Source organism: Pseudarthrobacter siccitolerans, from assembly GCF_001046895.1.
GTDB lineage: Bacteria > Actinomycetota > Actinomycetes > Actinomycetales > Micrococcaceae > Arthrobacter > Arthrobacter siccitolerans.
The window spans coordinates 146,408-158,159 of record NZ_CAQI01000039.1 but is presented as its reverse complement, the minus strand read 5'-3'; the positions used below and the strand labels follow the sequence as shown (position 1 = coordinate 158,159).

12 protein-coding genes and 1 riboswitch are annotated in these 11,752 nt (G+C 66.0%); of the genes, 2 read left to right on the top strand and 10 right to left on the bottom strand.

Translation table 11 applies throughout. From position 1 onward, the window contains the following. Nucleotides 1–105: 105 nt before the first annotated feature. The 8 genes from rplS to ARTSIC4J27_RS08275 form a co-directional block, all read right to left on the bottom strand. Nucleotides 106–465, bottom strand: a complete 360-nt coding sequence (gene rplS / locus ARTSIC4J27_RS08310) for a 50S ribosomal protein L19 (RefSeq protein WP_050054723.1) — start codon at nt 463–465, stop codon at nt 106–108. 250 nt (nt 466–715) lie between these two features. Further along, nucleotides 716–1,528, bottom strand: coding sequence for a tRNA (guanosine(37)-N1)-methyltransferase TrmD (gene trmD, locus ARTSIC4J27_RS08305; protein WP_050054722.1), 813 nt, complete (start codon nt 1,526–1,528; stop codon nt 716–718). Further along, the gene (gene rimM / locus ARTSIC4J27_RS08300; protein ID WP_050054721.1) at nt 1,529–2,074 is read right to left on the bottom strand and encodes a ribosome maturation factor RimM; all 546 of its coding nucleotides are present in this window, start codon (nt 2,072–2,074) and stop codon (nt 1,529–1,531) included. It lies immediately after the preceding gene. A gap of 113 nt (nt 2,075–2,187) precedes the next feature. Then, entirely contained in the window at nt 2,188–2,430 is a 243-nt protein-coding gene (locus ARTSIC4J27_RS08295; RefSeq protein WP_013601399.1) for an RNA-binding protein, read from the bottom strand. A 1-nt stretch (nt 2,431) separates the two neighbouring features. Continuing rightward, nucleotides 2,432–2,854, bottom strand: coding sequence for a 30S ribosomal protein S16 (gene rpsP, locus ARTSIC4J27_RS08290; RefSeq protein WP_050054720.1), 423 nt, complete (start codon nt 2,852–2,854; stop codon nt 2,432–2,434). A gap of 197 nt (nt 2,855–3,051) precedes the next feature. After that, nucleotides 3,052–3,492 (bottom strand): hypothetical protein, encoded by a 441-nt coding sequence (locus tag ARTSIC4J27_RS08285; protein WP_200900771.1) that lies wholly within the window; start codon nt 3,490–3,492, stop codon nt 3,052–3,054. A 137-nt stretch (nt 3,493–3,629) separates the two neighbouring features. Then, entirely contained in the window at nt 3,630–4,505 is an 876-nt protein-coding gene (locus ARTSIC4J27_RS08280; protein WP_050054719.1) for a VOC family protein, read from the bottom strand. Nucleotides 4,506–4,607: 102 nt separating this feature from the next. After that, a complete protein-coding gene (locus ARTSIC4J27_RS08275; protein WP_050054718.1) occupies nt 4,608–5,690 on the bottom strand; it encodes an amidohydrolase family protein in 1,083 nt (360 codons plus the stop codon). An 81-nt stretch (nt 5,691–5,771) separates the two neighbouring features. Continuing rightward, a riboswitch (TPP riboswitch) is annotated at nt 5,772–5,879 on the top strand. Here ARTSIC4J27_RS08275 and thiC point away from each other — a divergent pair. Continuing rightward, nucleotides 5,874–7,700, top strand: a complete 1,827-nt coding sequence (gene thiC / locus ARTSIC4J27_RS08270; RefSeq protein ID WP_050054717.1) for a phosphomethylpyrimidine synthase ThiC — start codon at nt 5,874–5,876, stop codon at nt 7,698–7,700. Its footprint overlaps the riboswitch before it by 6 nt. A gap of 4 nt (nt 7,701–7,704) precedes the next feature. Here the strand turns inward: thiC and ARTSIC4J27_RS08265 are convergent, their stop codons facing one another. Further along, nucleotides 7,705–8,439: an alpha/beta hydrolase gene (locus ARTSIC4J27_RS08265; protein WP_050054716.1), complete on the bottom strand. Its 735-nt coding sequence runs from the start codon at nt 8,437–8,439 to the stop codon at nt 7,705–7,707. Between the two features lie 117 nt (nt 8,440–8,556). Then, complete coding sequence (gene ffh / locus ARTSIC4J27_RS08260) at nt 8,557–10,140, bottom strand: signal recognition particle protein (protein ID WP_050054715.1); 1,584 nt, start codon at nt 10,138–10,140, stop codon at nt 8,557–8,559. Nucleotides 10,141–10,223: 83 nt separating this feature from the next. On the opposite strand from ffh, the gene ARTSIC4J27_RS08255 reads away from it, so the two are divergent. Then, complete coding sequence (locus ARTSIC4J27_RS08255; protein WP_050054714.1) at nt 10,224–11,627, top strand: glucose-6-phosphate dehydrogenase; 1,404 nt, start codon at nt 10,224–10,226, stop codon at nt 11,625–11,627. Nucleotides 11,628–11,752: the final 125 nt, after the last annotated feature.

Genomic DNA, 11,752 nt, shown 5'->3' with positions numbered 1-11,752 from the left:
GGGCTGCGTTTTGTGTGGTCCATAAGTCCGTATCCTGGGCGCTGGTGCATGGCTCCGGCGCTGGCCGGGTACGGCTGCGGCCCTGCCTGGTAGGTCCGGTAGGACTTACTTGGCGGTGCTGAAGTCGCGCTTTTCCTTGATCTTCGCAGCCTTGCCGCGCAGCGCGCGCATGTAGTAAAGCTTGGCGCGGCGGACGTCACCCTTGGTGACGACCTCGATCTTTTCGATGATCGGGGAGTGTACCGGGAAGGTACGCTCCACACCGACACCGAAGGACACCTTGCGGACGGTGAAGGTCTCGCGGACGCCCTCGCCCTGGCGGCCCAGGACGAAGCCCTGGAATACCTGGACACGGGTGTTCTTGCCTTCGATGATGTTCACGTGAACCTTGAGGGTGTCACCTGCGCGGAACGCGGGAACATCGGTGCGCAGCGAGGCTGCATCTACGGAATCGAGAATATGCATGAGTGCACTCCTGGTGAACGCCACGGGTCATTCACTTTGGGTCACGGCAGCCAAGCCCGTACGCTGATGGCGCACTGGAGATTGCTGCCGAAAGTTTAGTAGTCCGGCCGCTTCACTGATTGATGCGGCCGGTTGTCTTAGCTGTTGGTTGCGCTCCCCCTGTGGCAGGTGCGGACCCAGCAGACACAAGGACTAATTTTGCCACAGTCCGCGCTGGACAGCCAATCCTGCGGGCCGAAGGAGCTCCGGGTCAGCCCGGCTGTTCGTCCGGGTGGGCGGGGCGGCGCTGCAGGCGCCCGTCGACGACGTCGTACCCGAGGTCCTGCAGTGCTGTGCGGTCGGCACGGGGCAGCTTTCCGGCGTCGAACGCTTCGAGCAGGTCCGGCCGTCGCTCCGCCGTCCGGCGGAACTGTTCGTGCCGGCGCCACTGCGCGATCTTTCCGTGGTTGCCGCTGAGCAGGACGGCCGGCACTTCCCGCTCCCGCCAGACGGACGGCTTGGTGTACACCGGGTATTCCAGCAGCCCGTCGGAGTGTGACTCCTCGACCAGTGATTCCGGATTACCGACGACGCCGGGCAGTAGCCTGCCGATGGCCTCGACCATGGCCAGCACCGCCACCTCACCACCGTTCAGGACGTAGTCGCCCAGGCTGACGGGCCGGACGGTGAAGTGCTCGTGGGCCCATTCGATGACCCGCTCATCGATGCCCTCATAGCGGCCGCAGGCAAAGGCCAGGTGCTCCTGTTCGGCCAGTTCGTAGGCCAGGGCCTGGGTGAACCGCTCCCCCGCGGGCGACGGGACAATCAGGACCGGCCGTCCTGCATCCTCGGGCCGACCCCCGGCGATCGATGCCAGGGCCTGCGCCCAGGGCTCGGGCTTCATGACCATGCCCGCGCCGCCACCGTACGGAGTGTCATCCACGGTCCGGTGCCTGTCGGTGGTGAAGGCACGCAGGTCGTGGACGTGCAGGTCCAGCAACCCGTCCTGGCGGGCCTTGCCGATCAGGGAAAGCTCCAGCGGTGCCAGGTATTCGGGGAAGATACTGACGACGTCGATCCGCATTTAGGCTTTGCTTTCCGGATCAGTGCCGGCGTCCTGGTCCGCGTTGAGCTCGAACAGGCCGTCCGGCGGGGTGAGGAGCACGAACCCTTCCTCGATGTTGACCTCGGGAACGATCTGCTCAACGAAGGGGATGAGGATCTCTTCCCCGCCCGGGGTGGTGACCACCAGCAGATCCTGGACCGGCATGGTGTTCAGCGCGGCAACCTTGCCCACCACCTGGGATCCCACCCTGGCCTCGAGTCCCACGAGCTCGTGCTCGTACCAGCCTTCGTCGTCGTCCTCGTCGAGTTCCTCGGTTTCAATAAAGAGCTTGGCCCCGCGCAGGGTTTCCGCGTCATTGCGGGTCTCGATTTCCTCGAAGCCGAGGAGCAGGATGTCCTTGTTCCAGCGGGCGCTGCTGACGGTCAGCGGGCCGGCAGAGGCCGGTTCGACCACAAATTCGGTGCCCGGTACGAACCGGTCTCCAGGGGCGTCGGTCAGGACCTGGACCGTTACTTCCCCGCGGATGCCGTGGGGTTTGCCGATTCGTGCCACCTGAAGCTGCATGTGTTCCTCTGTTCGATGTGTCTGTTCCGTATGGTCCGGGGGTGCCGGTGAAAGCACTCCGGCCCCTCCACCATGGGTGGAGGGGCCGGAGCAAAGCTGATGTTGCCGAGCGCTCAGCGGCGGCGGTCAGTGTCGACGACGTCGACCCTCACCGGCTCGCCGCCGGCCAGGGCTGCCACAACGGTGCGCAGTGCGCGTGCCGTGCGGCCCTGGCGGCCGATCACCCTTCCGAGGTCGTCCTGGTGAACGCGCACCTCGAGGGTATCCCCGCGGCGGTTGCTCTTGGAGCTGACCTTGACGTCATCCGGGGAATCAACGATTCCCCGGACCAGGTGTTCCAGCGCTTCTGCCAGCAATTTACTCAGCCTCGGTGGTCTCTGCTTCGGCTTCGGCAGGTGCCTCGGCTGCGTCAGACTTGGAGGCCTTCTTGGTGATGGCTTCCGGGATGATCACAGAACCCTTTTCGGGGGCAACGAAGGCAGGCTTCTCAGACTTGGTCTTCAGGGTGCCTTCCTGGCCCGGCAGGCCCTTGAACTTCTGCCAGTCACCGGTGATCTTCAGGATCGCGGCAACCTGCTCGGACGGCTGGGCGCCGACGGACAGCCAGTACTGCGCACGCTCGGAGTTGACCTCGATGTATGAGGGCTCTTCGGTGGGGTGGTACTTGCCGATCTCCTCGATGGCGCGTCCGTCACGCTTGGTGCGTGAGTCAGCGACGACGATGCGGTAGTACGGTGCGCGCATTTTGCCAAAGCGCTTAAGGCGAATCTTTACGGCCACTTTTGTGGTCACTCCTGTTTCAGAAAAGGGGGTGAGCCCGGCGTTCTGCACCCGTGGGGCGGGCCGTACTTGCGGGTTCGAAGGACAGGATCCGGACGCGGAGAGAGGGGCCACGCAGATCGAGTACCTGTCTATTGTGCCAGATGAGCGCCCGGATTTCGACTTGACACCCTGCCCGCCGATTGCGGGCGGGAAGCCTAGGAAGTCCAGACGTAGAGGCCGCTGCGTTCCGAGTCGTCGATGCCGCCGGCAAGTTCAGCCAACTGCTGGACGTAGGTCCGGGCCTGGGCTGAGTCGAAAGGCATGTCATCCTGGGCCGCCCACCGTTCGGCGACGTCGTCCAGGACGTTGCCCTCCCCTTCGGTTTCGTAGGTCAGCAGGTCCGCGAGCGCGCGGACCATGGCCGGAGGTACGGCCAGGAGCGAATCGCTGGCAACGTCCACCATGGTCAGCTCATAGTCCGCTCCGCCGGCATGCACGGCGGCGCCTGCAAGTTCCCCGAGCTGCTCGACTTCAAAGTCGCTGATGTCAGGGATCCGCAGGGCCTGGGCAGCCGGCTGGCTGCCGCCCTGGTCCAGCACCCCGGCGCGCTTCAGCGCACCCGCATGGTCAGCGACAAAGATCTCGGTGAAGCCCATGGGAATTACCCTCATTCCGTTGACGGTTCGGTCCACTGGGCGGGCAGTGTCTGCCACCCCGGCCGTTGGGCTTCAGCCTAGTACAGGCCGCCCCGCCCCGGCGCGGCAACGCCTGCCGGCGCGGGGGGCGAGCGGTGTCAGCGGACCGTGACCCGGATGTTGTTGCGCCAGGGATCCTCGAACCGCAGTTCAGCGCCGGTGTGGCGGGAAGGCACCCCGGCGACTTTCAGCCTGTCAGCCAGCGCCCCGACGTCGTCCCCGGACGGAACCTCGATGAGCACTTCGCCAAGGCCCAACGTGTCCTTGCGCGGCCCCGCGCCGCGGCTGTTCCAGACGTTCATGGCCATGTGGTGGTGGTAGCGGCCGGCGGAGACAAAGAGTGCCTGCCCGTGCCAGCCGGCGGTTTTCTCGAACCCGAGGATACCCACGTAGAAGTCGCGCGCCAACTGGACGTCGCCTACCTGGAGGTGGACGTGGCCCACCCCGGCAACAGTTCCGCGCTGGCGCTCCAGGGATTCCTCGGTGAGGTGCTGCTGCAGGTAGCGCTGCGGCGGCAGGGCCAGGCTGTCCATCACCACATCGGTGCCGTTCCAGGACCAGTTGCTGCGCGGGCGGTCCCAGTAGAGCTCAATACCGTTGTCTTCGGGATCGTTGAAGTAGAAAGCCTCGCTGACGAGGTGGTCGGCGCTGCCTGTGAAGGAGCGCGGTTCGAATTGTGCCGCCGTGGCGATGGTGGCGGCAAGGTCGGCCTGGTTTTCAAAGAGCAGCGCCGTATGGAAGAGGCCGGCCTCTCCCCTGCCGGGCAGGTTCAGCCCGGGGGCGGGCGCAAGGTGGACCAGCGGCTTCCGGCGCCGGCCGAGGTACAGGCCGCCGTCCTGTTCAGTAATTACCTCAAGGCCGAGGGCACGCTGGTAGTAGTCGGTCATGACCTTCATGTCGCCCACCTTGAGCATCACGGTGCCCATGGTGAGGTCGGCAGGAAGAAGATCCTGGGTGGCGGCTTCTGCAGTCATGTGAAACTCCCGGTGCTGTGGCCCGTCGGGTTGGTGGGCCTGTCACTGTTAAAATTACTTGAAGCTTCAATTTATTCCAAGTGGCTTCCGGGACTTCCCGGGTCAGCGTACGACGTGCCCTCCCAGCACCACGTGGGCCGGCTCCTGCACGGTTTCCAGAACCCGGCGCGGGTCCTGCCGGCACAGGACGACGTCGGCCCGGGCACCTTCTTCGAGCGCCTCAGCGCCCAGCCACTTCCGGGCGCCCCAGCACGCGGCGTCGAGGGCGGCGGTTGTGGGCAGTCCGGCGTGGTGGAGGGCCAGGATTTCGTCCCCGATCCTGCCGTGGCCGATAACGCTGCCGGCATCCGTGCCGGCGTAGATCTTCACCCCGGCTTCAAAGGCCTCCAGCACCCGTTCCGCACGGCGTTCCCACAGGGCGCGCATATGTGCGGCGTACCGGGGGAACTTGGGCTCGGCCTGCACAGCGATGTCCGGGAAAGTGGCGATGTTGATGAGGGTGGGCACGATGGGAACATCCTGCTCCACGAACCGGGGAACGTGCCGCGGCAGCAGTCCGGTGGCATGTTCGACGCAGTCGATGCCCGCGTCCAGCATCTGGTCCAGTGTCTCTTCGGCGAAGCAGTGCGCGGTGATCCGGGCGCCTTCATCGTGCACTGCCCGGACGGCGTCCTTGACGACGGCGGCAGGGAACGACGGCGCCAGGTCGCCGGCGCCGCGGTCTATCCAGTCCCCCACGAGCTTGACCCAGCCGTCGCCGTCGCGCGCCTGCTTCCGGACGGCCTCCACCAGCCGGTCGGGTTCCACTTCCTCGGCGAAGCCGCGGAGGTATCGGCGGGTCCTGGCTACGTGCCTCCCGGCACGGATCAGCACCGGCGCTGCACGGCTGCCCTGGAGGAAGCGGGTGTCTGCGGGGGAACCCGCATCCCTGACCAGCAGTGTGCCTGCTTCCAGGTCGGTTCGTGCCTGTTCTTCCGCCGTCGCTTCATCGACAGCACCCCCTGTTCCCAGGCCGATATGGCAGTGGGCGTCAGCAAAACCCGGCAGCACCCAGCCGTCCAGAAACCTGTCCGGTTCCGCCGCCGGCCGCCGGAACGTGAGCCTGCCGCCAACGGACCACAGCCCGCGTACCCCGGTGTCCGGCCCGGTCAGCACGGCACCGTTGAACTGGATGATTTCTGCCATGGATCTGCTTCCCTTTCCCGCCCCGAAAGGCTAGCACCACGGGATATGACAATGGCATTCCGGACAGCTGTGGTAGCTTCTTGGTGACCACACGGGTGCCCTTGCAGGGGCTGAGATCGGGCTGATGCAGCCTGCGACCGTTGAACCTGTCCGGGTAATGCCGGCGAAGGAAGTGAGTATTCCTTGAGTACACCAAATGCACAGCTTAACCCTGCCCAAAATCCGTCCGGCACAACCGCAGGTGGCCAGGACCAGCCTCCGGTAACACAGTCGCTGAAGTCCCATTCCCTGGCGTTCGTCCAGGATGAGGCGGCCGGAATCCGGGTGCCGGTCACGGAAATCGAACTTGCGGATTCACCCAACGGCCAGCCGAACGGGCCCTTCCGGGTCTACCGGACCGCCGGTCCGGGCAGTGATCCCGTCCGCGGCCTCACCCCGTTCCGCGCGGAGTGGATCGAAGCCCGCGGTGACACCGAAACGTACAGCGGGCGCGGGCGGAACCTGCTCGACGACGGCCGCTCTGCCGTCCGCCGCGGGGCGGCGAGCGCTGAGTGGAAGGGCGCGCGGCCGGTGCCCCGCCGCGCCGTCGACGGCGCAACCGTCACGCAGATGCACTATGCCCGGCAAGGCGTGATTACCCCGGAGATGCGGTTCGTGGCGCTTCGGGAGAACTGCGATGTGGAGCTGGTCCGCAGTGAAGTGGCTGCCGGCCGGGCCATTATTCCGAACAACATCAACCACCCGGAGTCCGAGCCGATGATCATCGGCAAGGCGTTCCTGGTGAAGATCAATGCGAACATCGGCAACTCGGCGGTCACCAGCTCAATCGCCGAGGAGGTGGACAAGCTGCAGTGGGCCACCCAGTGGGGCGCGGACACGGTGATGGACCTTTCCACCGGCGACGACATCCACACCACGAGGGAATGGATCATCCGCAACTCCCCGGTGCCGATCGGGACCGTTCCCATCTACCAGGCACTTGAGAAGGTCAACGGGGAAGCAAACGCACTGACGTGGGAGATTTTCCGCGACACCGTCATTGAGCAGTGCGAACAGGGTGTGGACTACATGACCATCCACGCCGGCGTCCTGCTCCGGTACGTTCCCCTGACGGCCAACCGGGTAACGGGCATCGTGTCCCGCGGCGGTTCGATCATGGCCGGCTGGTGCCTGGCGCATCACCAGGAAAACTTCCTCTACACGCACTTCGACGAGCTCTGCGAAATCTTCGCCAAGTACGACGTCGCCTTTTCCCTGGGTGACGGGCTGCGGCCGGGGGCGACGGCAGACGCCAATGATGCGGCGCAGTTCGCTGAGCTGGATACGCTGGCCGAGCTCACGCAGCGGGCGTGGGAATACGACGTGCAGGTGATGGTGGAAGGCCCCGGGCACATCCCGTTCCACCTGGTGAGGGAGAACGTCGAGCGCCAGCAGGAACTGTGCAAGGGTGCCCCGTTCTACACCCTGGGGCCGCTGGTCACCGACGTGGCGCCCGGTTATGACCACATCACCTCGGCCATCGGCGCCACGGAAATCGCCCGCTACGGCACCGCCATGCTCTGCTACGTCACTCCCAAGGAACACCTGGGCTTGCCCAACAAGGACGACGTCAAGACCGGGGTGATCACCTACAAGATCGCGGCCCACGCGGCAGACCTCGCCAAGGGCCATCCCGGCGCGCATGAACGCGATGACGCCCTGTCCAAGGCGCGGTTCGAGTTCCGCTGGCGCGACCAGTTCGCGTTGTCCCTGGACCCGGTGACGGCTGAGGCCTTCCATGACGAGACGCTGCCTGCCGAGCCGGCCAAGACGGCGCACTTCTGCTCCATGTGCGGCCCCAAGTTCTGCTCCATGCGGATCAGCCAGGACATCCGGGATGAGTATGGTTCCGCGGCGGAGCAGGCGGCGCTGGCCGATGCTGCAGCGGGCATGCGCGGGAAAAGCGAGGAGTTCCTGGCGGCCGGCGGCAAGGTCTACCTTCCGGAGCTGAGCGTCCCCTCCGGCAGCTGACGCCTCAGGACGCCCAGGGTGCTTGCACCCTGCCCACGTCCCGGATGAAGGACCGGATGATGCGGTCCCCCTCCACGGAGTCGTGGGGCCGGTGCCCTCCCGCCGCTGTGCGGTGCAGGGCGCCGGTCTCCCGCAGGTATCCGGCGATTTCCTCGTAGAGCGGTTCCCATCCCCCGGTGAGGACCAGGGTGGGCACGCCGGGAACGATGTGCAGCGGGGCTTCCCAGGCGGGAGCCTGCAGCCGGAGCCGCCGGGCGGAACGTTTCTCCTCGGCAGTGGCTGGCTTCTGCAGGTCGGTGGCGTAGACGCGCCGGACGAACTCGCGCTGGAAGTCCTGGTCGCTCATCTGGTGCCGGGCATCGAAGAGCGGCTGCATGGTGCCGATGTGGGCCGCAGTGGCCGGAAGTTCGGCGGTAAGCGACAGGCATGCCGGTTCCACCAGCGTCAGGGAAAAGACCAGGTCCGGGCGTTCGACGGCGGCCAGCATCGCCGCGATGGCGCCTTGGGAATGTGCCACGACATGCCCTCCGGCGGCGCCCCGGCCGTCGTCGGCCAGCGACCGCAGCACAATCCTGGCGTCCTCCTCGAAGGAGGATTCAACCGGCTCGGCCACGGGATCATAGCCGTGGCGGCGGAGGAACAAAGCATCGTAGGACAGTGCCATTCCGTGCTGGCGCGGCCAGGCGGCGGAGCCGAAACTGCCGGCGCCGTGCACGAACACTACCCTCTGCTTGAACATGACCCAACCCTATTCCACGGCACTGACTTCCCCGGGGAACCATCCAAGCGAGTAGCGCCAAGTGTCGTTATGGACCGTCAAAACGAACTTGGCGCTACTTCCCCGGGGAACCGGCGGCTACTTGCCGAGGAACTTGTCGAAGCCCTTGGGCAGGTTCAGCTGTGACGGGTCGAAGTCACCGGACTGCTGGCCGAACGCGGCACCGGTGGGAAGGGCCTTGGCTGCGTTCGCGCGGCGGGCCTCGGCTTCCTTGCGCTCCTGGGCAGCCTTGGCCGGGTTGCCGGATTTGGCCTTCTTCTTGGGGGCGTTCTTCGCGTTCTTCCGGGCGCCGCCGCCGGCCCCGGGCATGCCAGGCATTCCGGGCATACCCGGCATGCCGCCCTGGGCCATCTTCTTCATCATCTTTTGGGCCTGCGCAAAACGCTCCAGCAGGCCGTTCACCTCGGACACGTGCACGCCGGAACCGCGGGCGATGCGGGCGCGGCGTGAACCGTTGATGATCTTCGGGGCAAGGCGCTCGTGCGGCGTCATGGACCGGACGATGGCTTCCACGCGGTCAATTTCGCGCTCGTCGAACTGCTCCAGCTGCTGGCGGATATTCTGCGCGCCGGGCATCATCATGAGCATTTTCTTCATCGAGCCCATGTTGCGGATCTGCTGCATCTGGGCCAGGAAGTCCTCGAGGGTGAAATCCTCCTGGTCGGCGAATTTCTTCGCCATCCGGGCAGCTTCGTCCTTGTCCCAGGACTTCTCGGCCTGCTCGATGAGCGTCAGGACATCGCCCATGTCCAGGATGCGCGAAGCCATCCGGTCCGGGTGGAAGAGCTCGAAATCGTCCAGGCCTTCGCCGGTGGACGCAAACATCACGGGCTTGCCGGTGACCGACGCCACCGAGAGGGCCGCACCGCCGCGGGCGTCGCCGTCGAGCTTGGACAGCACGATGCCGGTGAAGTTGACGCCCTCGTCGAACGCGAGCGCGGTGTTCACGGCGTCCTGGCCGATCATCGCGTCAATAACGAACAGGACTTCGTTGGGCACGATGGCGCGGCGGATCTGGCGTGCCTGCTCCATCATGTCCGCGTCAACGCCGAGGCGGCCGGCGGTGTCCACGATGACGACGTCGTGAAGCTTCTGGCGGGCTTCCTCGACACCGGCGCGGGCCACCTCCACCGGGTCCCCTGCCGGGTGCTCCAGTTCGGAGGACGTGGCACCCGGGTGGGGTGCGAAGACGGGTACCTTGGCCCGCTGGCCCACCACCTGGAGCTGGGTGACGGCGTTGGGGCGCTGCAGGTCACAGGCAACCAGCATGGGGCTGTGGCCCTGGGACTTCAGCCACTTGGACAGCTTGCCGGCCAGGGTGGTCTTACCGGCGCCCTGGAGGCCGGCCAGCATGATGATGGTGGGGCCGTTCTTGGCCAGCCGGATCCGCCGGGTCTCGCCGCCCAGGATCTCCACGAGTTCCTCGTTGACGATCTTGACGATCTGCTGGCTCGGGTTCAGCGCGCCCGAAACTTCGGCGCCCAGGGCGCGTTCGCGCACCCGGCTGGTGAATTCACGGACTACGGGAACGGCAACGTCCGCGTCCAGGAGGGCGCGGCGGATCTCCCGCACTGTGGCATCAACATCGGCCTCAGTGAGGCGGCCTTTGCCGCGGAGATTTTTGAAGGTTGCTGTCAACCGGTCAGAGAGTGAATTGAACACGTGCCGTGCACTTCTTTCAGTGGATGATCGGGACTCGACTATCTAGGGTACCAAGCCGGCCCGCAAGGTGGCATGCTGGCGAAATGACGAGCCCAACAACTGTAAAAACCCTGCTCATCCTCGGCGCTTCCGGAGACCTCACCGGCCGGCTGCTCCTGCCGGGCCTCGCACGCCTCGTGGGAACGGGGCGGGCGGCAGGGCTGCGGCTGGTAGGGGCAGGCTCGGATCCCTGGACTCCGGAGCAATGGCGGGACAGGGTGCATCAGTCCTTTTCCGGGCCGGCGGAGTCCGCGGGTCCCGAGGGACAACGCGCCCTGGCGGACCTGGAAAAGGAGACGGTCTACCACCAGCTCGATGTCACCGCCGAGGGCGCCCTGGCCTCGCTGCTCACCACACTGGAGGGTCCCACGGCGGTCTATTTCGCGCTGCCGCCGCGGATCAGCCAGCTGGCCTGCGAGACCCTCCGCCCGGAGCAGGTTCCGGCCGGCACCAGGCTGGTGATGGAAAAGCCGTTCGGTTCCAGCGAGGAATCCGCCCGATCGCTGAACCAGACCCTGGTGCGCCTGGTCCCGGAGGACCACATCCACCGCGTGGACCACTTCCTCGGCAAGGCCACGGTACTGAATATCCTGGGCCTGCGGTTCGCCAACAACTTCCTTGAGCCGGTCTGGAACCGGCATCACGTGGAAAAGGTGGAGATCATCTTCGACGAAGACCTCGCGCTCGAGGGCCGGGCCCGCTATTACGACGGCGCGGGCGCACTGCGGGACATGATCCAGAGCCACCTCCTGCAGATCATGGCCCTGATGGCCATGGAGCCGCCGTCGACCATAAGCGAACGCGACCTGCGCGACGCCATTTCCACCGTCCTGCGCGCCAGCAGCGTCAGCGCCCCGTACACGGACTCCACACACCGGGCGCGCTACGCGGCCGGCACGGTAGGAGGCAAAGAGGTGCCGGAATACGCAATGGAGGAGGGCGTGGACGCCTCCCGCGGGACCGAAACCCTCGCCCAGATCCAGGTGGGAATCGACAACTGGCGCTGGAAGGGTGTCCCGTTTATCCTCCGCTCCGGCAAGGCGATGGGTGTGAAGCGCAAGGAGGCTGTGGTGACGTTCCGGCCCGTCCCCCATCTGCCCAAGGGCTTTACGGGGGTGGATTCGCCGAACCGGCTGCGGATCGGCTTTGGGCCGGATACGCTTCAGTTCGACGTCGATGTGAACGGCCCCGGCGAAATTTTGAGCCTGTCCCGGATCACCCTGGACGCTGAACTGAGCGCCTCCGAACTGCTGCCCTACGGTGAAGTCCTTGAGGGCGTGCTCGCCGGCGATCCGCTGCTCTCCGTCCGGGGCGACACCGCAGAAGACTGCTGGCGGATCGTTGAACCCGTGCTGAAGGCCTGGCAGCAGGACAGCGTCCCGCTGGACGAGTACGACGCCGGATCTGCCGGCCCGGTGGGCTGGTCCAGTCGCGAACGGGCACAGTAGGCCGTTACCGGCGCCGGCAGCCGTGCCGGCTTTGCGGGCAAACAGAAGAGCGGGCAGGAAACCTTCGGTTCCCTGCCCGCTCTTTCTGTTGCATTACCCCGCCTGTCGTGACGAGGTGCGATTGG

Bases quoted from the DNA above. Each gene is read 5' to 3' on its own strand.
- rplS (WP_050054723.1), bottom strand. From the start codon at position 465: ATGCATATTCTCGATTCCGTAGATGCAGCCTCGCTGCGCACCGATGTT.
- trmD (WP_050054722.1), bottom strand. From the start codon at position 1,528: ATGCGGATCGACGTCGTCAGTATCTTCCCCGAATACCTGGCACCGCTG.
- rimM (WP_050054721.1), bottom strand. From the start codon at position 2,074: ATGCAGCTTCAGGTGGCACGAATCGGCAAACCCCACGGCATCCGCGGG.
- ARTSIC4J27_RS08285 (WP_200900771.1), bottom strand. From the start codon at position 3,492: ATGGGCTTCACCGAGATCTTTGTCGCTGACCATGCGGGTGCGCTGAAG.
- ARTSIC4J27_RS08280 (WP_050054719.1), bottom strand. From the start codon at position 4,505: ATGACTGCAGAAGCCGCCACCCAGGATCTTCTTCCTGCCGACCTCACC.
- ARTSIC4J27_RS08275 (WP_050054718.1), bottom strand. From the start codon at position 5,690: ATGGCAGAAATCATCCAGTTCAACGGTGCCGTGCTGACCGGGCCGGAC.
- ARTSIC4J27_RS08265 (WP_050054716.1), bottom strand. From the start codon at position 8,439: ATGTTCAAGCAGAGGGTAGTGTTCGTGCACGGCGCCGGCAGTTTCGGC.
- ARTSIC4J27_RS08255 (WP_050054714.1), top strand. From the start codon at position 10,224: ATGACGAGCCCAACAACTGTAAAAACCCTGCTCATCCTCGGCGCTTCC.